This is a genomic window from Chryseotalea sp. (assembly GCF_057350905.1).
Genome location: NZ_JBMRCF010000001.1, coordinates 357,660 through 380,332, shown reverse-complemented (window position 1 = coordinate 380,332; position 22,673 = coordinate 357,660). Strand labels below are relative to the sequence as shown.

Below are 22,673 nucleotides of genomic sequence, written 5' to 3'. Positions count from 1 at the left end.
TTTCTTGCTCTAATTTCTTTTGTATCGGATAGAGCAAGTGTGTTGATAAGGTTGAGTTAATGCTTACTTTTATCCCTAGGCTTCAATGGATATTACTGTTTAAGTTCTTGTGATCCTTTAAACGTAACTCCTGCCGAGGTATCAGGTAAGCACAGCAACGACTATTCATTCCTCGCATAATTTGCCATCAGGCTGATTATTAATAAGTACTCATTACTAAACGAGAATCAACTCATTTTTGATTTATGAAAATTTTTATGCTTAGTCTCCTGGCATTGCTATGCTGTGAGGTAAGTGCACAGACAATTATTATAAAAGACGAGACAAGTAAAAAACCGATTACAGGTGCGCTCGTTTTTGATGACCATCGAAAAACACAAAAGATAAGCAATGAAGCTGGCGCAGTGGACTTTACTGCTTTCGGCAACCCGGCTTTCGTTAATGTGCAAATGTTGGGTTACAAAACACAAAGAATATCCCTATCAGATTTAGAGGCGCAGGGCTATGAAATTCTTATGCAGGAAGATGCTTTATCCTTGAATGAAGTAGTCGTCTCTGCAAATCGCTGGGAACAGAACCTGCGAGAGTTGTCTAACCATGTTGCAATTGTTGATCAGCAGTCGATTGAATTTCAAAATCCACAAACAGCTGCAGATTTGCTAGGTTCATCTAACAGTGTCTTTATACAAAAAAGTCAGTTAGGGGGTGGCAGTCCCATGATCAGAGGTTTCGCTACGAACCGTGTATTGCTGGTCATTGATGGCGTGAGGATGAACAATGCCATTTTCAGAAGTGGTAATGTGCAGAATGTTATTTCGTTGGATGCCAACAGTATTGACGAATCAGAAGTAATATTTGGTCCAGGGTCAGTACTTTACGGAAGCGATGCTATTGGTGGTGTCATGGATTTCCATACGCGGAAAGCAACCTTTTCAGAGAGTAAGTCTACTCTCATGAAAGCTAATGCCCTGATACGCTACTCAAGCGCCAATCAAGAACAGACTGCACATATTGATGTTAGTATTGGCAGACAGAAAATTGCTTTTGTAACCAGTGCTACTTATTCAAATTATGATGACTTGCGTATGGGGAGCCGTGGTGCGAATGAGTATACAAGACCTACTTACGTTATCCGACAGAACGATAGTGACGTAATCGTCAACAATGCCAATCCAGATGTACAGGTAAACTCCGGTTATGAACAGTTTAACTTCATGCAAAAAATAGTCGTGGCACCCTCTCCTGCATGGCAAGTGGCCTATAGCTTTCATCACTCAAGTACATCTGATGTACCGCGTTATGACAGGCTTATTTTAACTGACGCACAAGGCGACCTTACACAAGCTGAATGGTACTATGGACCACAGCGATGGATGATGCATGCACTGCAAGTAGAAAGCAAATCAAGTACACTGTTGACTGACAAGCTGAAGATCACCGCTGCTTATCAGCAAGCCTCCGAAAGCAGACATAACCGAAGTTTTGGTGGCAGCCGTAAAACAAATCGTTTTGAAGCAGTTGACATCTATTCGCTAAACATGGATGCAGAAAAATACCTGGGTGGACGTTTCACTTTATACTATGGAGGTGAATATGTCTATAATGGTGTGAGTTCAACTGCCAACAGAACAGATATCAGTAATGGAAGCATCACGCCCACCTCTACGCGTTATCCTGACGGAGCTACCTGGCAAAGCACTGCTGCTTACCTGAGTTTGCGGATAAACATTAGCGAAAAATTTGTCATGAATGTAAGCAACCGCTTCAGCTTGATACACACAAACGCCACATTCGATAATACTTTTTTTGACCTGCCTCAAACCGAGGCTTCATTAACTAACCGTGCGATGAATGGAAGCCTTGGCCTGGTCTACAATCCAATACAAAAGCTAAAGCTCTATTCAAATTTTTCCAGTGGCTTCAGAGCACCTAACGTAGACGATATTGGTAAAGTATTCGATTCGGAGCCTGGCAATGTTGTAGTGCCTAACCCCGATTTGCAGGCAGAATATGCTTACAGTGCTGAGACAGGTGTAGCCTCAATCATTGGTAAAAATATTAAACTGGATGCTGCTTTATACTATTCCATAATTGATAACGCCATCGCCCGGGGAAACTTTATACTAAATGGTGAAGACAGTATTGATTATGATGGTGTGTTAAGTCGTGTGCAGGCACAACAAAACATCAGTAAAGTTTACGTGTATGGTATGCAGGCGGGTGTAGATATAAAATTATCTAATACTTTATCTTTTTATACCAAGGCTAATTTTCAAAAAGGTAAGGAGCGTGATCCTGAGACGAACAGAAATTTTTCACCTACACACGTAGCACCCTTTTTTGGCGCCTCTGGTTTCATGTTTGTTAAAGATAAAATCAGGGCAAGTGCTTATGCTCATTATAATGGTGAGATCCCTTATGCTCAACTGGCTTTGAGCGAAAGAGCCGACAATCATCTTTATGCTAAGGATGATAAGGGAAATCCACATGCGCCAGGCTGGTTTACTTTGAATGTAAAGGCATCATACCAATTGATGGATAAGTTAAGTCTAGATGTTGGCCTTGAGAATTTATTAGATAAACGTTATAGACCATACTCATCAGGTATTACGGCCCCAGGCAGAAATCTGATTGTAAGCGTAAGAGGCAAACTTTAACATGCAGAAAATTAACAATCCTGACTAATCATATCACTACAACACCAATCATTCATGACCTTTCTGGAAAAAATAGTAAAAAGAACCCGGGAGTATAGAAAGTTGCACCGTTATATTGGCTCTGCACTGGTCTTTTTCTTTCTACTCATTGCTATATCGGGAATTCTGCTGGGTTGGAAAAAACATAGTGGTGGTTACATCTTACCCAATACTGAAAAAGGCAGTTCTGTTAACCTGGCAGATTGGAAATCCTTAGATACGCTGGCTGCTGCCGCACAAGAAGCACTTTACAAGCATGATTCTTCGTTAAACAGTACGATAGATCGCATGGATGTTCGGGCAGATAAGGGTACGGTAAAAGTATCGTTCAAAGGTAATTTTTATGAAGTACAAATAGATGGTGCAACGGCCAGCGTATTGGCGATTAACCTACGCAAGTCAGACATTATTGAGCAGCTTCACGATGGTTCTTTACTGGATGCTGCCTTTAACAATGATGGAGGTTGGTTTAAACTCAGCTATACCAGTGTACTGGGCTCGGGATTGTTAATACTCTGTGTTTCAGGATTCTGGCTTTGGTATAATCCTAAACGAATCAGGAAAATGAAATAATTCTTAAATTGCATCCTTAAATAGATATCATGCAGATAACAAAAAACACAGTAGCCGCTATTCATTACACACTAACGGATAACAGTGGCAAAATCCTTGACAGCAGCAGTGGACGCGAGCCGCTATACTACATTCAGGGCATTGGCAACCTGATTTTAGGTATGGAAGAAGGCCTTGAGGGTAAAAAGAAAGGAGACAAACTTCAGATTAGAGTATCGCCTGAAAAAGGATATGGTGTAAAGGATCCTGCTATGATACAACAGGTACCTTTAAAAGCATTTGGCGGTGAGGCAGTGTCACCAGGTATGAAATTTCAGACTAACCAGGGACAGGTAGTAACGGTTACAGCTGTGAATACTGAATCTGTAACGGTAGATGCTAACCATGAACTGGCTGGTGTAGAACTTAATTTTGATGTAGAAGTGATGGAGGTGCGCAATGCAACTGCCGAAGAAATTTCACACGGGCATGTACATGGTCCGGGTGGTCATCATCATTAATATTCTAAAATTTCAAATTCCAAATTTTAAATTTGGAATTTGAAATTTTGAATTTAAGTAATTACTCATACCGCAGAGAGTTGGCAGGATTAGCCAACGCCACCTTCAGCGAATGATATCCCACCGTTCCCAGGGCCACTAACAAGCTGGCAACTGCCGCCAGTAAAACAGTAAGTAAATCCACATCAATATGGTAGGCATAGCTTTGTAACCATGAATGCATCAACCACCACCCTACCGGACAACCAATAAGTGCAGCAATAATCACAAGTCTTGCAAAATCCTTCGCCATAAGCCCTACCAATACCGGGCTGCTTGCACCAAGCACTCTTCTAACACCCAACTCTTTTGTTCTCTGCTCTGCAGCATAGGCTGATAAACCAAATAAGCCCAGACACGAAATAATAATGGAAAGTATGGCGAAGTAGTTAAATAACCTGCCGGTACGTTCTTCTGATTTATACAAGCTATCCCAGTCAGCATCCATTACATTGTAATTAAAAGGATAAGCAGCAGCATATTGTTTATTAATACCTTCCAAAGCCTTGATAGCGGCCTGTGCTTCACCACTTTTATGTCTGATAAAAACTATGGAGAACCAATCAGGTTCAAACATGATAAACAGTGGCTCTACTTTTGAGTGAATAGATTGGAAATGGAAATCTTTCACAACACCAATGATTTTTCCTTTCCGTTCTCCCCATAGTGTAAGTGATTGTTCAGCGGCCACCTTAAAACCCATCGCTTTTTTTGCAGCCTCATTAATAATGAAATTGGAAGTATCTGAGGGAAATTCTTTACTAAAACCACGCCCCTCCACAATATTCATTTGCATTGTGGTCACAAAATCTTCGTCTGCGGAAAAATTCGAAAATAAAATTTGCTCATCAGGTGACTTGCCCTCCCATACCAAGTTGGAAGTTGAATTTCCAAAATTAATGGGATTAGCACTGGAAAAGGAAACATGTTCTATGGCAGGATTATCTTTCAATTGCTGATAAATTGCCTCCTTATGCTTGGCTACATCGCCCTGAAAACGCATATACATAACGTTGCCTCGGTTAAAGCCAATATCTTTTTGCTGTACAAAGTTTAATTGCTTATACACAACAATGGTGCTAATGATGAGTATAATGGAAAGTGAAAATTGCAGTACGACCAATACCTTTCTGAATCGCGCTGCACCTGTACCACTTTTCATCTGCCCCTTTAATACCTTGCTTGGTTGGAAGGATGAAACATAGAATGCAGGATAACTACCCGACAACAATCCGGTAAATAAAATGATGGCAATGAAAATAGAAACAGAAGGAAGGTCAACCAATGATAATTGTAATTGCTTATCTGCAATCTGGTTGAAAATAGGAAGCATTAAAAAGCTTATGGCTATAGCTAAGAGGGATGAAATTGCCACCATAAGCATAGACTCTCCCAGAAATTGTGTGGTTAACTGACCGCGAACAGCACCCACCGTTTTTCTCAGCCCTACTTCTTTTGCCCGTTTAGCAGACTGAGCCGTGGTGAGGTTCATAAAATTAATACTGGCAATAACCAATACTAAAATAGCCACGATCAGAAATATCCTAACATACTCTATTCTACCACCTGTTAAAACACCGTTCTCAAACTTACCATGGAGATAGGCATCCCGGAAATTTTGCAGCATAAAAATAACGTTACTGCCTTCTACCTGCGCATTAAGTTCCTGTGTCATCTTCCCCGCAAGGGCAGCCACATTCGCATCTGGTCTCAATAATAGATTGGTTCTGATGTTATTATTCCCCCATTGCCCAAGCCAATTTTCATTTTTCTTATAGTAATAATCAAAAGATATCAGGTAATCGAATTTAAAAGACGAGGTAGATGGTATATCATCTAAAACAGCGCTTACGGTAAAGCTGTCTTCATTGTCCATCAACAGCACTTTGCCAATTGGATTTTCGTCTCCAAAAAATCTTTCAGCCATACCTTTACTCAAAACAATAGAATACATACTCTGCAGTGCAGTGGCTGTATCGCCTTGCGAAAGCTTAAAGGAAAACATTTGCAGAAAATCTGCATCAACAAATCTACCTTCCTGATAAAAGGATTTCTCTTGCACGGCAAACAAACGATTCTCAGGCCAGGTAATACGCGAGGCGCGTTCTATTTCTGGAAATTTTTCTTTGATAACCGGAGCCATGGGCCCAGGTGTGGAAGAGAACACGAAAATACTTCCGTTGGTATAGCTTTGCTTTTCTAGTACACGATACAAGCGATCGTTGTGTTCATGAAAAGCATCCATGCTCATCTCATCATTTACCCAAAGTAAAATGATAAGGCTACAAGACATACCAAAGGCAAGTCCGACTATATTAATGGTGGAGAAAGCCTTATTCCGGAATAAGGTTCGAAGGGTAATCAGCAGGTAGTTTTTTAGCATGTCTGTACTATTTGCAACAAGGACAACCTCTAATTAAAAAGGTTGCTTACAAATAATACTGCCTTACCTGAATTTGGTTACAAAGTCAGGTAAGGCATTTTAAATACTTTTAAATTTATTCGAAACGAAGTGATTCAATCGGGTCAAGCTTTGAAGCTTTGTGGGCAGGGTAATAGCCGGATAATAAGCCAACACCAACGCAAATAAGCATACCCACAAACATCCATAACCAGGGTACAACAAATTTATCGATACCGATAAGACTGGATATGCCGTTACCAATCAATATACCCAATATGATACCGGCAATGCCACCGAGTAAACAAACTACAATGGCTTCAATTACAAATTGCTGACGAATCCGTAAAGGTGTTGCTCCTAAAGCTTTACGCACACCTACTTCCCTGGTTCTTTCCGTTACCGATACCAGCATGATGTTCATTAAAGCAATGGCTGCACCTAGCAGCGTAATAAAACCTACACCAAAACCACCTATGCGAAGCGCAGAGGTTATACTTTCCAATTCTTCTGCTAGGGATTCGCTACGCTCAAGATCAAAAGAATTTGGTTTACCAATTTCATCACGTCTGATTGAGCGCATAATGCCTGTGGCCTCTCCCATGGCATAATCCATTTTTGAAGGATCACTGATGCCCACAGAAATTTCATACCACAACTGTCTTCCCTTCGCCATTTGATTGGCTTTAATCAAAGGCACTGTAACCATGTTATCGTAATTGTCGTCAGAAATATCACCCTTCTCTTTCATTACTCCGATTACACGAAGCTTGGTGCCTAAGAAACTGATTTCTTTACCCACCGGGTCCTGATTTTCAAATAAAGTCTTAGCCACTTTAAATCCGATCACTGTCACCTGCGATCCATACTCCATTTCAATGGTAGAGAAATTTCTTCCCTTCTCAATATCTGCACCCTTTAAAGCAAAAAACTCTTCGTTAACACCTTTAACCTGAACATTGGGATTGGTCTTTTTTGACAAGTATTTTACTTCGGCAATACCCGTTACATCTGCGGCCAGGCAGATAGTAGCTTCCGAACGAAAATCGTTGGCAAAACGTACTGTTTGACTGAAGGTGAGCTGTGGATAGCGCTTCTCTGATATACCTTGCGCGCTGCTACCCCTGTTTCGTTTGGAAGTAATGTCGAAAGTATTGACACCTAAAGAGGATAAACTTGAATTAACTGAATACTCTATACCGTCAATTGCGGTAAGAATTCCAACCAGCGAAGTGATGCCGATGGCAACAATTAGTGAGGTTAATACCGATCTCAGCATATTGGCTTTTATGGATCGGAGGCCTTCTTTTATATTTTCTAGTAGATTCATGTCAATGCTATACAACAATACGTTGAAAAAGAGGCGATAATGTTACAGCCAGGCTAAACTATTTTATCGTTTTTATGTAAATAAATCTATCGGTTACTTTTGGTTTTAGACGTAAATTTAAGGCATGCGTTACGGACTCATTATTACTTTTCTGCTTGTTTGCAGCACTTTGGTAAGGGCCAATCAGATATTAATTCCGATGGATGAGACCCAAACCAACCATTTAAAGGCTTATGGCATAGCCTATTGGATACTCAGAAGCGAAAAAGAAGTCGATTGGCTGCTCAATTACCGGGGAGGCAGCTTTATGTGCGAATATATTCCTGCCATACAAAACGAATTGATGATCAGGGGAGTAAGCTACCAAGTGATATCAGATGCGCAGGCAAACCAGATTTTGGCAGAAATTGCCAGCCCTGCGCTCAATTATGATGTGATGAAGCTGGAAAAATACCCAAAAATTGCCGTGTATTCGCCTAAAACAGCCCAACCCTGGGACGATGCCGTTACTTTAGTACTTACCTATGCAGAAATTCCGTACGACCTCATTTACGATGATGAAGTGTTGGCGGGGAACCTGCCAAAATATGATTGGCTTCACTTACACCACGAAGATTTCACCGGTCAATACGGAAAATTCTACGGCACCTTCAGTAATGCACCCTGGTATGTTGAGCAGCAGCGCGAAGCAGAAGAGATGGCGCAAAAGCATGGCTTTCACAAAGTTTCGCAGCTAAAGTTAGCCGTGGCTAAAAGAATACAGGAGTTTGTTGCCGGGGGTGGTTTTATGTTTGCCATGTGTTCGGCCACCGATAGTTTCGACATTGCTCTGGCCGCAGAAGGCATCGACATCTGTGAACGACCTTTCGATGGTGACCCTGCCGATCCGCAGGCACAAAGTAAATTGAACTTCACTTCCTCTTTTGCCTTTACTGATTTCAGGTTGGTCAGGGATATTTATGAATACGAGTTCTCTGACATTGATAACAAACCAAATGAAAGAGGCTTACGACAAGACAATGATTACTTCACACTCTTCGAGTTCTCTGCTAAGTGGGATCCCATTCCGACCATGCTGACACAAAATCATACAAAAATCATTAATGGCTTTTATGGTCAAACAACAGGCTTCAAGAAAAGAGTTGTTAAGTCAGAAGCCCTGGTAATGGGTGAGAATAAGGCCATTGGAGAAATTAAATATTTACACGGAACAGCGGGCAAAGGTTTCTGGACGTATTACGGAGGTCATGATCCTGAGGATTATCAACATCAGGTGGGCGAGGAACATACCGATCTTAACCAACATCCTAATTCACCCGGGTATAGACTTATCTTAAACAACATTCTTTTTCCGGCTGCAAAGAAGAAAAAACAAAAAACTTGATTACATTATCAGCCTAATCATTATTACATGCGCATAATACTATTTTGTTTAACATTCTTCTTTCTTTCATGTGCACAGAAATCTTCGGGAGTTGAACAAAGTAAAGAAGTGAATGCCGGCACAGACCAAACTGTTGAAAATTTCTTAGGCAAGAATAACTTAAGGACTGTAAATGAATCTAAAAGCCTAACCCTTATCTATCAGAATGATATTGATGCTGCAGGTACTACAAAATATATTGTGCTTGATAATGTTAGTAATATCATCCTTTCGAAAGGCTCTTTCAAAGCAGGCTATGTAAAATGGAAATCCGACACCTCGATTGAAATCTTGGATATGCCTGGCATGATACCAAAAGAAAAAACATTAGCTGATTATATTAAAATAATAAACCTACCTACACAAAAAAAATAAGCCCCAACCGTGAAAAAAATCCTACTCCTGCTTTTCCTTTATGTTGGCAGCATAGCTGCTCTCATACAAACCGACAAAAAGAATTCAGTTTCAACAAGCGATTTTCAAACAACTGCTGCCTCAACAAATGAGAAAGTAAATGGTCCGGCAGAGTTCGGAAAATTTCATAGAAGCATCAGAACTGCTGATGATGAGCTTAAGCCAGCTTACGCAACAGGTTATAAAATGCGAGAACTTAAAAAGGCAAAATTAAAAGCCTCAAGTGCCCGTACTAAAACAGATAATGGTGTAACGGCCTGGACCGAGCGAGGTCCCTCCAATGTTCCAGGTCGCACAAGGGGTTTAATTGTTGATCCCGATGATGCTTCTAAAAACACATGGTTTGCCGGATCCGCTGGTGGTGGTGTATGGAAAACAACCAACGGTGGTAATACATGGACTCTATTAACACCTGATCTTCCTAATTTGGCTACAACTGTATTGGCGATGGCCAACTCCAACAGAAACACCATCTACATGGGTACGGGCGAAGGCTTCTTCAATTTAGATGCAATCAATGGAGGCGGTATTTTTAAGTCGACAGACCGAGGCGTGAATTGGACTTCCTTAACTACAACGATTGCATTTGGTGACATTAACCGACTTGCCGTTAGTCCTGCAAACGAGAATATAGTTGTTGCAGCCACGAGTACTGGCATTTATAGAACAACAGATGGTGGTAATAATTGGACGCAGGTATTGGACGAAACCAACGTACAAGACATTAAAGTAAATCCAGCTGATTTCAATATTCAATATGCTGCGCAAAATAGTGTGGGTGTTTGGAAATCTACTAATGCCGGCCAATCATGGACACTTTCTAATAACGGTATGGGATCTTTAGGCAGGGTTGAACTTGCGGTATCCCCTGTTAATACAAGCAGAATTTTTGCCTCTGCTGAATCTTCGTTTGGCGAAGGATCCAAATTGCTCCTTTCTCAGGATGCCGGTGACACCTGGAATCAGGTGAACGTTTCATTTAGTGGTGAAGAGGTAGATTTTTTAGGTGGACAAGGATGGTATGATAACACATTAGTTTGTGACCCCTTTAATGCTAATGTAATATACTTAGGTGGTGTGGGTATTTTTCGTCTTGCGCTCACAGGAGGGTCAAGCACTATCAATTTTTATACTACAGAAGAAGTTAACTCTGATGATATTTTTACGCTCACTAATTTTGGTGCGAATTTTAATAGCGGAACTTTAGATGTAACTGAAGGTGCAGACATCAGCGTGGAAATCAGGTTTGGTGCTGGTAAAAGTCAAAAAGCGCATCGGTTTTTAGTACCGGTCGGATCAACCTCTGGTGTTACTGATGCTAATTACACATACCAGGATTATGTAAATGTTCCTTTTGAAGTTTGGGATATCACGAACAACCGCCAACTCATGATTTCATTCCGTGATCAGGGAAGAGATGGTGCTTTTAATCTTATCGCCTCTAATACAACCAGTACGGTGGCAACAGAACATAGCAGAGAATATTTATTTATAAGCGATATAACTTACAACAGTACAACACCAAATGCATCCATGGCGATTGCTGGTGGCCACGTGTTTAATCAGTTTTACAACATTTGGCCCACTTTAGCACCAGGAGCCGTTTGGAATCCAAATGCCCTTCCTGATGCTACATTCAGAATTAATTTTGAAAACAGACCACTCTTTAATGCAAACACCATTACCGCAGTTGATGTTTACAATGAATATGATGGCAAAAACAGGTTCATCAATTTCGGTGAAGATCTTCACCCCGATCAACATAATCTTGTAGTAATTCCTACTTCTGGCTCTACCTTCAAACTACTCAATGCCAATGACGGTGGAATCTTCATTTCCAACAGTGCAACATCACCAGGTACCAATGAAGGTGATTGGACCATGGTGGGTAATACTTACAATACAAGCCAATTCTATGGCGCTGATAAGCGTCCGGGTTTTGATGAATATTTTGGTGGCATGCAGGATAATGGTACCTGGAAATCACCTCCGGGAACAAACGCCACAGCTGCCACACAGTATCAGTTTAACATTGGTGGCGATGGTTTTGAAGTGTTGTGGAATAATCGTGACGACAACCTGCTTATTGGCGGATCGCAGGGCAATGGTTTGAGAAGATCGGCTAATGGAGGAGTTACGTGGTCGCCTGCCACCGCAGGATTATCCGGTGACGCACCTTTTATTACTAAGTTAGCTAATTCGCGTGCTTTGCCAGATCGCATATTTGCACTCAGTTCTTCAGGTGTTTTTGTATCAAATAACTTTGGACTCAACTGGTCCTTAACACCTATTACACAAAAGTGGGGCGTTGCTTCTTTCATGGATGTGGAAGTATCGCGTGCCAATGCCAACATTGTATGGGCAGGTTTAGGCATGACCAACAGTCTTAATTTGCATGTTTCTACCGATGGTGGTGCTTCATTCTCTACAGTCAATAACTTCACAGATGTTGTCATGGGGGGCATTACTAAACTGGCTTCACATCCCAGTGAAGAAAATACGGCTTATGCACTTTTCTCAATTGCTGGTAGACCTAAAATTCTAAAAACCACTGATCTTGGAGATACCTGGTCAGATATTTCAGGTTTTGGTACCAATAATACCAGTAGCAGCGGATTTCCTGATGTGGCCGTTTATTGCTTATATGTAAGACCCGACAATAACGATATCATCTGGGCAGGTACAGAAATTGGCATTGTAGAAAGTCTTGATGGTGGTAATACCTGGAATATCATCGATGATTTCCCCAATGTATCTGTATGGGATATGAAAGGTGTAGATGACCAGGTGGTGATTGCCACCCACGGGAGAGGTATATGGACAGCCACGGTGAATGCACCTCAGACTGAGTTGCCTCCGCTGCCACAATTTGTAGCCTTGGGAACGAGTCCAAGTGGGAAACTCGCAGTTAAAATTACAAGCGAAGTCGCATTTGAATCACTCGACATTCTGGTTGATAATCTTAATGTCGGTACGCTGGAAGACCTTGAGCCGGGTGAATCTATTGTTGAAATAGCCGGTTTAGCTTTTGGAAATAAAACCATTAGCGGAGTTGCTTATAAAGGTAGCTCACCATTTATCACCGAAAGTCTCAATGGTGAATATCTTCAGGTAAAACCTTTGGTTGATCAGCATGTTAATTATTTTACGAATGTGAGTGATTTTAGATTAACGGGTTTCCTGCCCAGAACATTTAGCAACCAATCACCTGGCGCGCGAAATACCATGCACAGCACACATCCTTATCTGGCAAACGCAGCGAGTAGTGCCATGCTGTTGGTGCCTGTAAGTGTAGCGAATACGAATGCCATACTTACATACAGGGATGTAGCTATCGTTGAAACTGGTGATCAAGTAACGATTGAAGCCACCACGAATGGTATTGATTGGGTAAGCATAATAACACCCTACAATGCATCCGCTAATCAAATCTGGACAAACACACTCAATGGTGGTAGTGAAGGTACCTACGATCAAATGGTGGCCCATGAAATCAATCTTTTAAATTTCTTCGATGCAGGAGATAAGGTACTCTTCAGATTTAAACTTACCTCTAATGCAAGCATTCAGGGCTGGGGCTGGGCAATTGATTACATTGCTATTCAGGAGGAGCCCACAGCGTTGATAGAGCCTACCAATATCAACACTGCTTATGTGTTTCCTAATCCTGCAAATTCACAAACATCACTTCAATATACCCTATCCAGTAAAAGCGATGTGAATATCAGTGTTGTTAATTCATTGGGAATGCGCCTGAACACTATTCAGAAAAAAGCGCTCAACCCTGGCAGCTATCATGAAACAATTGACCTTACCATGCTTACTACAGGAACTTACTTTATCATTATTAAAAAAGAAAGTGGTGATGAAACAGTCCGGCTAGTAAAACGTGAGTAAGCCTGGAAAGTGAACCCTGACTTATTGGACGTGATCTTTAAAATGCGCCTGACCTCCTAAAAATGGTCAGGCGTTTTTTTATATCACTCTTTATAGCAGAATCTAAAGGAAAGAATTATTTCAATTTCAAAATTAATCCAGTCTTACCTCTATCCTTGGATTGATTTTCTTCAATTCCTCTACAAGACCTGATCTGTCGGCTGGAGAAATACTCACACTATCAAATTTATTGTAATGAATCTCTATTCTGCTAAATGAGGTGGCAGGCGAGCTCAGAAAACCACTTGACTTTAGTACCTTAGAAATATGCTTTATCTCGATAGCGGTGTTAACAATAAAACCACTTCTTATTTTTAAAAAATTACCATCAACCCAATACTGTGTTGTTAAAAAAATATGCAACAGTAAAGCAAATACCAAAAGAATAATAAGGAGGCCAATCCAACTATTTTCACGAATCATAACAACAGCCAGCGTAACTATGACCAATGTAATTGGAATGGCCAGTAACGAATCGATTTTGGATTTATAGATTTTCATAATCACCTGAATTTTTATTCAGCAATAGAGAAAATAAATTTAAGAATTGTGCATGCATAATGCTAATCAAAAAACATCCAGTCAAATCCAAAGTCGATAATATTAACCTGACCAGGATAGAAGGGGGTGGGAAGGTAACCTGTTTTTGTAATGGCCTGAACTACGTTATTGTATTTAAAAAATATACGGCCTCGTTTCATTTTCCAGTTAAAGAATACATCGAGTAAAGGGAATTCATTATTCATGAAATGATTCTGTCTGTAAAACTGCTGCGTAGGCACATCATATCCATTCGCGAAATAAGCCGATTGCCAATGTGCTTCCAATCCAATCTGAAAATCAAAGTTGCCATGCACCCATACATCTTGAAAAACCAACTGTCCGTGAAGGAATACCTTGGGTACCTGAATAGCTGATGTACTGTCATTTTTAACCAAACTATAAACCCCTCTGCCTGATAAAGATATTTTTTTCCAAAACAGCAGACTAAAACGGAATTCAGGTGAACTGACAAATTGATTTACGGATGATTGCTCCGGCAATACTTTTTGATTAACACGAAGCGTGTCATATCTGAAAAACACATAATTATCTATTGAACTTACAGTACCACCTGCCGAGAGTGTAAACCATTTCTTCCTCAAATGTGCGAGTGCCTGAATCTGTGTGGCCTCTGTATTGTCGAAGTAATTGATCCAACCATCATGGGTCCCCACATAAAGCTGCTGTACAAAACCGGGTTTATAAGTATACCTGCTTACACTGGCATCTAACCAGGGTGATGTAACAGAAGCTTTGGCTTTATAATTTGAACTTAATAAATACTCTGCTTCTGCTGATAGTCTGATTTTTGAAGTAATGTCTAAAGCAGCACGTCCACCTGCATAGTATTCGGATCCTCTGGTTTTTAAGGCAAAGTTGTTTTCGTCAAGCCATTTATAATCAATATTAAAATTGCGGGCTGCCCAATACGCATTTAAAAATAAAGATCCCAGTTTTGTTTTTAATCCCAATTCATTTCTAAAAGAGCGGAATACCGTTCTGTCCAACACTGCTGTGTCTGGCAGAAACTCAAAATCATAATAATCATCCTTGCGTGAATTATCTTTAAACTCAACATACTGTCTGAATTTATCAGCTACATGATAAATTTCCACACCCTTTGCCAATCTGTATTGATGATACAAGTGAAGGTTAGTTCGCAAGTCATAGCTCTGCGGCCCTGTCAGGTTAGTCTCCACAAACTCATCAAAGAAATCATCCAATACGTATTCATCCTCTACCTTAACACCCCCATTTTCAAGTTGGATGTGACTCATTCTTCTGAAATTAAAAAAAGCCCAATAGCTTGAATCTCGGGTGTGGTAAGTTGTGAATAAATCATAATAATGACTCACTACATTGCGGTCGCCCCTCGCCTGCCTTAGAATTTGTTTATCCATAAACAGACCACGGTAATTAAAACCAAAATTCCAGTTTGGTTTAATGTTTCGGGTATAGTCTACGTCTGTAATGGATCTGCCCTGTCCACCCAATACTAAATGCATATTAGAATAAGGCGACTGTGTGTCGTAGTAGCGCACTTTTTCTGTATCCCAATAAGGTGTAAAGCTGTTCCAGCCTGAGCTTACACCAATTTGCTCTGGCAGCTTATAAAAAATGGGAGAAATCGCGGTGGCTATATTGCCTAGGTCATGGTACTCGTAATTGAGGCGTTGTATAAAATTATATTGATGAAAGTCACGGATAACCGTATCAAGTGTCTGACTCTTAAAATCCCTGAAGAATATATTCTCTTCAAAAAAGTAACGAGAAGTAGTTGGCCCATAGATGGATTTGGTAGAGTCGTCTACTACCCGCGACCTGGATGGTGCCGATGGCTCCTCTTGTGCAAAAAGCGTGGTAGAGAGCAAAAAAAGTAAAATGAATGCCGGCTTAAAAAAATTCACGCGCAAAGATAACATTTAGATTAAACGATGGATTCTGCATTATTGACATAATCCAGCACAATTGAATCAAAGTCCGTTCCACCTTTTATAAAAACTATTTCAATAGGCAGATAAAATAAGTTTTTCAGTTCTTCACTGGCCGCCAGAGCCCTTAACTTAGCCCTGTCCTTTTCGGTGGTCATAATCACCGCTTCGTGTTTTTTAGCCAGTTGATTTATCTTCACCCAATCCTTGTCGGTGTATAAGTGATGATCCGGAAAATCGAAATGATGAACCAACTTATAATGCTCTTGCACATATTCCTTTAAGGGTGCAGCATTGGCAAGACCAGATACTAATACAACGTTACTGGGCTCTAGGGCACTGATACCATCAAAAGCGATAGGTTCACCATAGCGTATGCTTGTAAAAAATACAGGGCGTTCTTCGTAATAACGAATGGCATGTTCCATCTTTATCATCTCCTCTTCATCTAAATGAGGTGGGCATTTTGTTACCACCACCATATCAGCCCGATTAATGCCCCTTCTTGATTCTCTTAATTTGCCGGCAGGCATTACAAAGTCCTGGTAAAAGGGATTTCCATATTCGGTAAGTACCATACTCAAGCCCGGCTTTACAGCCCTGTGCTGAAAGGCATCATCCATAATAATGACCTTCAGATCGGGGAATTGATCTACCAGAAAAGGTATAGCATAGGCCCGCTCTTCGCACACGGAAACAATTGTGTGTTGATGGTACTTATCAAATAACTGATAAGGTTCATCACCGATCGTTTCTGCTGTATCTGAACGATTGGCCAGACGCATGCCTTTGGTTTTTCTGCCATACCCCCTACTCAAAGTGGCCATGGCTAAGCCTTTCGTTTCAAATAGCCGTATAAGGTGCTCAACCATAGGAGTTTTACCAGTGCCACCTACGGCCAGGTTACCAACACTAACCAAGGGTATTTCGAATGAAGCAGAAGGCTTTAATTTTAAGTCATATAAAAGATTGCGAAACCGGGTAATGGCATCGTATAAAACAGCAAAGGGGAAGAGAAATATCCTTATCAGAAACATGTAGCTTTGTTGAATTACACAAAAGTACAGCTAAACCCTGAGCACACAATTGATTTAAGCCAAACAGCAAAAATGAAGATACAGGAAGTCATCCAATATTTAGAAAGTATCGCACCCCGTGCCTATCAGGAGTCTTACGACAACTCAGGATTATTAACCGGAAATGCCAACGCTGAGTTAACCAGTGCCCTGATTACGCTCGACTGCACAGAAGAGGTGGTGCAGGAAGCAATCACCAGGAAATGCAACTTAATTATTGCGCATCACCCCATTGTTTTTAAAGGCTTTAAAAAACTAACCGGTAGCAATTATGTGGAGCGTACCATCATACTGGCCATCAAAAACGACATATCCATATATGCAATTCATACCAACCTCGATAATGTTCATCAGGGTGTGAATAGGAAAATTGCTGAAAAGCTAGGTCTTCAAAATGTCCGCATTCTGCTGCCCAAACAGGATAATCTCTCAAAACTGGTCGTATTTATTCCCCAAAGTCATGCGGATACTGTACTGACTGCCCTCCATGCTGCTGGAGCAGGGCAAATCGGTAATTATAAAAATTGCAGCTTTAGCGTAGCTGGCACTGGTACCTTTCAACCGAATGATCTAGCCAATCCGCACATTGGCGAGGCCGGAAAACAAGAAAAAGTGGAGGAAATAAGGGCAGAAATGATTTTCCCAAGCCATTTAGAAAGAAACTTGCTGAAAGCGCTTAAACAAAGCCATCCTTACGAAGAAGTAGCCTATTATGTAAGCAGCTTACATAATGAAAATCAGGAAGTTGGCTCAGGCATGATCGGTGAATTGGCTGAAGCACTTGAGCCTGAAGCTTTTTTATCACATCTAAAGAAAAGTATGGCGCTTAAAGTCATTCGTCATACCCCCCTTATTGATAGAAAAGTAAAGAAAATAGCCCTTTGCGGAGGTTCTGGCAGCTTTTTACTGCCACATGCAATACAAGCGGGGGCAGATTTCTACGTATCGGCAGACTTTAAATACCATGAATTTTTTGATGCCGAAAAGCGTTTAACCATTGCAGATATAGGACATTATGAGAGCGAGGTTTACACTAAAGATTTGATAGGTGAGCTTTTAACCAAAAAATTTCCTACTTTTGCAGTCAATTTTTCCGGAACTATCACGAATCCAATAAGTTACTACCTCTGATGGAAACACAAACCGTAGCACAGAAACTCGAAGCACTTGTAAAACTCCAAACAATTGATAGCAAAATAGACGAACTGAAGAAGTTAAGAGGCGACCTGCCAGACGAAGTGCAGGATTTGGAGGATGAAATTGAAGGCTACAAAACCCGTTTAAGCCGCTATCAGACAGAACAAAAGGACTTAGACGAGAACATCAAGAAGAACAAAGAAGCCATTAAAGAAGCTGAAAAGCTGATAAAAAAATACCAGGAGCAACAAAAGAACGTGCGTAACAACCGCGAATTTGATGCCATCACTAAAGAGGTTGAATTACAAGAGCTTGAAATCCAGATCTCTGAGAAGAAAATCAAACAAGCCAAAGACGAAATCACCCGCAAGAAGGACGAACTTGATAAGATCGAAGCCCAGGTAAATGAGCGCGCTGAACACCTTAATATCAAGAAGAAGGAATTAGATGGCATCTTAGCCGAAAGCCAGGAAGAAGAGGTAAGACTGTTGGCTGAGCGTGATAAAGCCACTAAAAAAATCGAGGATAAGAATTTATTAAAATACTACGAGCGTTTGCGCGGAAGCCTTACCAACGGCCTTGCTGTTGTACGTGTAGTACGTGGCGCAGCTGAAGGTTGTAACATCGTGATCCCTCCTCAAAAAATTGCTGAAATCCGCGAAAAGAAAAAGATTGTAATTGACGAACACTCTGGTCGTATCTTAGCTGATGTAGATATTGATACACTGGATGAAAGCGACAAGCCTAAATCAGCTAAACCTGCCGTTACGGTTGTACCTACACGCAGAAGAAAAACAGCTGAATAAGTTAATGCTATTCATTAAGGAAAGTAAAGCAAAGGCTTTTCAATTCCTGGTTAAAAAGGCAAGCCTGATGGCTTGCCTTTTTTGCTTTCACCTGGTTGCTCAAGCCCAGGATAATGTCTCGCTCTCGCAAAGTAAAGCGCATGCACTTGCCCTTGATTTGCAATGGACAGAAGCCAGAAGTTTAATAAAGGATAATAGTGCTTATTCGATTTACGTCACCAGTCTTTGCAATACCCTGGAATTATTAATTAATGAAGATAAGCGCCTGTTGGATGCTTATGAACTTGCCTTTGAAAAACAGCTGGCTGAATTGGAGCGTCAACCATCTGGCGCTGAAGTAATATTTGCACAAGCAGAGCTTCAGTTGCAATGGGCTTTCGTTTACCTCAAGTTTGAACAAGAATTTGATGGCGCTTTTAAATTGCGAAAAGCTTACCAACTGGCGGCACAAGGCCGAAAAAAATATCCTAACTTCTTACCCATACTTAAAACGCATGGCCTTTTACAAATACTCTTAGGCGCTGTACCTGAAAAGTACGATTGGGTATTGCGCATGATGAATATGGAGGGCAATACACAAACAGGATTGGCGGAACTACAGCAATTAAGCAAAGCCAATTCCTTTGTCAGTACCGAAGCCAGCATTTTTCTTGCGCTCGTTCATGGTTACGTAACACAAGAACCTTTACTCGCAAAAACTTACATCTCTGAACTTATTACAAACTATCCATCCACAAGCCTTATCAGTTTTGTAGGTGCAAGCCTTGCCTTAAAAAATAATGATGCAGACCGGAGTCTGGAATTATTAAAAGCCTTAGTGCCACAAAACCTGCCTGCTATTCACTACCTGGCAGGAGAAGCCTTGTTATATAAGGGTAACTATGAAGAGGCTATACTATCATTCCAACAGTACAGTAAGCTTTTTAAAGGAAGTAGTTTTTTAAAAGATGCCCAATTCAAAACAGGCATTTGTTACCAGTTATTACAAAACAAAACCAAGGCAGAATATCATTACACTCTGGCGCGCGCCATTAATTCAGAAAATACAGAAGCAGATAAATATGCAACACGTATACTTAATTCACCGGAAGGTCTCAATACTAAATTAACCAGCATAAGATTTCTTACCGATGGCGGCTATTATGACCAAGCGAGAAAAGCCGCACATGAAGTAAGTCTTGCTGATCTGCCTACGCAAAAAGATCAGGTTGAATTTTATTACCGACAAGCCAGGTTAGCGCAACTTTCAGGCAATAGCAATGCAGCACGTTTATTTTATGAGCAGGTGCTGGACATGAGTGGAGATCAACCCTGGTATTTTGCACCCAATGCCGCACTGCAATTGGGTTATCTAAAAATGGATAAGGATAAGACTGAAGCGAAAATGTATTTTAATAAAGCCCTCAGTTATAAAAAGCACGAATACAAAAACAGCATCGATGCAAAAGCAAAGGCTGCCCTTAATCAGCTTAAAGAACGCAGATGATCAACATCGTTATATTTAACAACAGAATACATACTGCCCGTATAGTTTAGCTCATACAAGCACAGATTTTGATGCTCAAACATATCCATAGATTTTAAGGGATAGTTTAACAATAGACAAAGCAAAATGCGTATAGCCCTGCCGTGCATACAAATGAGCACTGTCTTTTCATCCGGCTTGCTCATGATGTAATCCATGGCACTTCTTAGTCTGGCCAATACCTCGTCAGGACTTTCGCCTTGCTCAATCCGAAGTGAGGTATTCCCCAGTTGCCATTGTTTCAGCATGTAGTGATAATACTCGTCCTCCTCAGGTGTAATGGCTTGTCCTTCCTTATTGCCCCAGCTGATCTCATTTAAACCCGCCAATTGTTCAAACGCTATCCCCTTATCTAAAAACTGCTGCACCGATTGCACAGTTCTCTGCAGGGCCGAGGTATAGATTTTATCAAAAGGCATGGAAGCATATGTCTCAAAAAAGGCAGCCGCCTGTGCACGACCCAAATCATTGAGCGAGCTGTCAACACCACTCCCCTGCACAATACCGCGCAGGTTAAAATCGGTTTGACCGTGACGTACGATATAGATTTTTTTGGGCTCCAAATTTGGCTAATTTGCCCAGCCATTTATTAAGGGTATGGCTTAGCGGGCGCAAGTATAAGAAGATATCCGGTATTTTCTGGGTTTTCTGATTGTTAGCCTCCAAACAAAAGAGTAGCAAATGAGCATTTTCAAAGAAGGCATCACTTTACAAGCACTTAATGGCCTGTCTGCCAACACAATGGTGGAACATGTAGGCATTGAATTTACGGCCATTGGCGCTGATTTTATTGAAGCAAAAATGCCGGTAGACCATCGAACCCATCAGCCCCTTGGCTTGTTACATGGTGGTGCTTCCGTGGTACTGGCCGAAACCCTGGGTAGTGTAGCGGCTACCTGCTGTGTAGATATCAGCAAACAATACTGTGTGGGACTGGAGATTAATGCTAATCACATTAAGAGCGCCAGAACTGGCTTTGTTACAGGTGTAGCCAAACCCATTCACATTGGTGGAAGAACACAGGTATGGGAAATTAAAATCCTTAACGAGAAGCAAGAGTTGGTTTGTATCAGTCGCATTACCATGGCTGTAATGGACAAGAAGTAGTGAAAATGGAATTGTGATTGTGATGATGAAATCTACAGAATCAGCAAATACGCAAAAGTTGAATGATAAAATGGCTTGTTGGCAGGTATTGCTCAATCATGCTTTTGCCAATGGCGATGCCGTTGCTTTGTGGCGTTTACCCAATCAAACTATTCAGCAACTGATTATCTCAAAAACTGAAAAGTTACTCACAGAAGATGCAGCACTGGAAGAGTTGAGCGAAGGTTTTATGCTGGCGCCTTTTATGGCTGAAGAGCGAACTTTCCTTACGGCTGATTATTACTTCCGCTTCGCTGAACAAACATTGGAAGAACCAGGTTCTGCTGCTGAAACAAATGCCCATGCCTGGCTTAAACAATTAAAGCCGATAGATGCGGCACCCGTATTTTATGAAAAGAATACTGTTGCTAAAGATACTTCTGTAAAAAGTGATTACGTTAATTTGGTCAATGAGGCTGTACAACTCATTAAAGCAGGAGCGGCCGAGAAAATTGTTCCATCGCGAACCAAAATCATTGCAGCTTCCATCAACTTACTGGAAGCCTTTGATACACTCTGCCAGCGCTACCCTACAGCCATGGTTTCGCTTGTCAGCACACCTCAACATGGCACATGGTTAGGCGCAACGCCTGAGCTGTTGGTATCACTTGAAGACCAGCGCATTTTTAAAACCGTAGCCCTGGCTGGTACCAAAGCCTGGATACCCGGAACGGATAGCAAGAACGTGGCATGGACACAAAAAGAAATTGAAGAACAGGCACTGGTAGAACGTTATATCATTAGCTGCTTTAAAAAGATAAGGCTACGCGACTATGAAGAACATGGTCCCAAAACCATTATTGCCGGTAACCTCATGCACCTTAAAAGTGATTTTAAAGTAGACATGAAAGAAACCAATTTTGCACAATTGGGTACTGTAATGCTCAAGCTCCTCCACCCTACTTCGGCCGTGTGTGGCATGCCTAAAGATTTATCGCTTGATTTTCTGTTGAAGCATGAAGGCTATGATCGCGATTTGTACAGCGGTTATCTTGGCCCTGTAAATATTCAGCAAAACACAGAGCTATTCGTAAACCTGCGTTGTTTGCAGTGGAGAAAATCCTCTGCTCAATTGTATGCAGGTGCCGGAGTAACTATAGACTCGGTAGCTGAAAAAGAATGGGAAGAAACTGAAATGAAAATGAATACGCTCTTAAGTGTAATTTTTGAAAACTATACACTTTCAACACGCTAGTT

General features: G+C 41.1%; 17 protein-coding genes. 11 read left to right on the top strand and 6 right to left on the bottom strand.

The genetic code is table 11. From position 1 onward, the window contains the following. The first annotated feature begins 245 nt into the window (after nucleotides 1-245). From ACO1XM_RS01715 to ACO1XM_RS01705, 3 genes are read left to right on the top strand one after another with little or no spacing between them, the layout of a single operon-like run. Nucleotides 246-2,657 carry a TonB-dependent receptor gene (locus tag ACO1XM_RS01715; RefSeq protein WP_486225381.1) on the top strand — a complete coding sequence of 804 codons (2,412 nt, stop codon included), beginning with the start codon at nucleotides 246-248 and terminating at the stop codon, nucleotides 2,655-2,657. A 54-nt stretch (nucleotides 2,658-2,711) separates the two neighbouring features. Next, nucleotides 2,712-3,269 (top strand): PepSY domain-containing protein, encoded by a 558-nt coding sequence (locus ACO1XM_RS01710; protein ID WP_486225380.1) that lies wholly within the window; start codon nucleotides 2,712-2,714, stop codon nucleotides 3,267-3,269. A gap of 29 nt (nucleotides 3,270-3,298) precedes the next feature. Beyond that, nucleotides 3,299-3,769, top strand: a complete 471-nt coding sequence (locus ACO1XM_RS01705; protein ID WP_486225379.1) for an FKBP-type peptidyl-prolyl cis-trans isomerase — start codon at nucleotides 3,299-3,301, stop codon at nucleotides 3,767-3,769. 61 nt (nucleotides 3,770-3,830) lie between these two features. Here the strand turns inward: ACO1XM_RS01705 and ACO1XM_RS01700 are convergent, their stop codons facing one another. Together ACO1XM_RS01700 and ACO1XM_RS01695 are read right to left on the bottom strand one after the other, a co-directional pair. Continuing rightward, complete coding sequence (locus ACO1XM_RS01700) at nucleotides 3,831-6,191, bottom strand: ABC transporter permease (protein WP_486225378.1); 2,361 nt, start codon at nucleotides 6,189-6,191, stop codon at nucleotides 3,831-3,833. A gap of 115 nt (nucleotides 6,192-6,306) precedes the next feature. Next, complete coding sequence (locus ACO1XM_RS01695) at nucleotides 6,307-7,539, bottom strand: ABC transporter permease (RefSeq protein WP_486225377.1); 1,233 nt, start codon at nucleotides 7,537-7,539, stop codon at nucleotides 6,307-6,309. 124 nt (nucleotides 7,540-7,663) lie between these two features. On the opposite strand from ACO1XM_RS01695, the gene ACO1XM_RS01690 reads away from it, so the two are divergent. From ACO1XM_RS01690 to ACO1XM_RS01680, 3 genes are read left to right on the top strand one after another with little or no spacing between them, the layout of a single operon-like run. Then, on the top strand, nucleotides 7,664-8,923 hold the full coding sequence (locus ACO1XM_RS01690; protein WP_486225376.1) for an asparagine synthetase B: 1,260 nt from the start codon (nucleotides 7,664-7,666) through the stop codon (nucleotides 8,921-8,923). A 27-nt stretch (nucleotides 8,924-8,950) separates the two neighbouring features. Then, nucleotides 8,951-9,337: a hypothetical protein gene (locus ACO1XM_RS01685; RefSeq protein WP_486225375.1), complete on the top strand. Its 387-nt coding sequence runs from the start codon at nucleotides 8,951-8,953 to the stop codon at nucleotides 9,335-9,337. 9 nt (nucleotides 9,338-9,346) lie between these two features. After that, nucleotides 9,347-13,273 (top strand): T9SS type A sorting domain-containing protein, encoded by a 3,927-nt coding sequence (locus ACO1XM_RS01680; protein WP_486225374.1) that lies wholly within the window; start codon nucleotides 9,347-9,349, stop codon nucleotides 13,271-13,273. A gap of 132 nt (nucleotides 13,274-13,405) precedes the next feature. Here the strand turns inward: ACO1XM_RS01680 and ACO1XM_RS01675 are convergent, their stop codons facing one another. The 3 genes from ACO1XM_RS01675 to lpxK all read right to left on the bottom strand — a co-directional run bounded on the left by ACO1XM_RS01675 (nucleotide 13,406) and on the right by lpxK (nucleotide 16,823). Next, nucleotides 13,406-13,813 carry a PH domain-containing protein gene (locus ACO1XM_RS01675; protein ID WP_486225373.1) on the bottom strand — a complete coding sequence of 136 codons (408 nt, stop codon included), beginning with the start codon at nucleotides 13,811-13,813 and terminating at the stop codon, nucleotides 13,406-13,408. A gap of 62 nt (nucleotides 13,814-13,875) precedes the next feature. Beyond that, complete coding sequence (locus ACO1XM_RS01670) at nucleotides 13,876-15,762, bottom strand: putative porin (RefSeq protein ID WP_486225372.1); 1,887 nt, start codon at nucleotides 15,760-15,762, stop codon at nucleotides 13,876-13,878. A 20-nt stretch (nucleotides 15,763-15,782) separates the two neighbouring features. Continuing rightward, nucleotides 15,783-16,823 (bottom strand): tetraacyldisaccharide 4'-kinase, encoded by a 1,041-nt coding sequence (gene lpxK, locus ACO1XM_RS01665; RefSeq protein WP_486225371.1) that lies wholly within the window; start codon nucleotides 16,821-16,823, stop codon nucleotides 15,783-15,785. Between the two features lie 72 nt (nucleotides 16,824-16,895). Between lpxK and ACO1XM_RS01660 the strand changes: the two genes are divergently transcribed. From ACO1XM_RS01660 to ACO1XM_RS01650, 3 genes are read left to right on the top strand one after another with little or no spacing between them, the layout of a single operon-like run. Then, nucleotides 16,896-17,993, top strand: coding sequence for a Nif3-like dinuclear metal center hexameric protein (locus tag ACO1XM_RS01660; protein ID WP_486225370.1), 1,098 nt, complete (start codon nucleotides 16,896-16,898; stop codon nucleotides 17,991-17,993). After that, a complete protein-coding gene (locus ACO1XM_RS01655; RefSeq protein ID WP_486225369.1) occupies nucleotides 17,993-18,805 on the top strand; it encodes a zinc ribbon domain-containing protein in 813 nt (270 codons plus the stop codon). The genes ACO1XM_RS01660 and ACO1XM_RS01655 overlap by 1 nt, the downstream gene beginning before the upstream one ends. Nucleotides 18,806-18,809: 4 nt before the next feature. After that, nucleotides 18,810-20,291: a tetratricopeptide repeat protein gene (locus tag ACO1XM_RS01650; RefSeq protein WP_486225368.1), complete on the top strand. Its 1,482-nt coding sequence runs from the start codon at nucleotides 18,810-18,812 to the stop codon at nucleotides 20,289-20,291. On the opposite strand, the gene ACO1XM_RS01645 is transcribed toward ACO1XM_RS01650, so the two are convergent. Further along, nucleotides 20,270-20,893 (bottom strand): histidine phosphatase family protein, encoded by a 624-nt coding sequence (locus ACO1XM_RS01645; protein WP_486225367.1) that lies wholly within the window; start codon nucleotides 20,891-20,893, stop codon nucleotides 20,270-20,272. The genes ACO1XM_RS01650 and ACO1XM_RS01645 overlap by 22 nt on opposite strands. Nucleotides 20,894-21,011: 118 nt before the next feature. Here ACO1XM_RS01645 and ACO1XM_RS01640 point away from each other — a divergent pair, with 118 nt between their 5' ends. Together ACO1XM_RS01640 and ACO1XM_RS01635 are read left to right on the top strand one after the other, a co-directional pair. Further along, the gene (locus ACO1XM_RS01640; RefSeq protein ID WP_486225366.1) at nucleotides 21,012-21,437 is read left to right on the top strand and encodes a hotdog fold thioesterase; all 426 of its coding nucleotides are present in this window, start codon (nucleotides 21,012-21,014) and stop codon (nucleotides 21,435-21,437) included. 22 nt (nucleotides 21,438-21,459) lie between these two features. After that, nucleotides 21,460-22,671, top strand: a complete 1,212-nt coding sequence (locus ACO1XM_RS01635; protein ID WP_486225365.1) for a chorismate-binding protein — start codon at nucleotides 21,460-21,462, stop codon at nucleotides 22,669-22,671. Nucleotides 22,672-22,673: the final 2 nt, after the last annotated feature.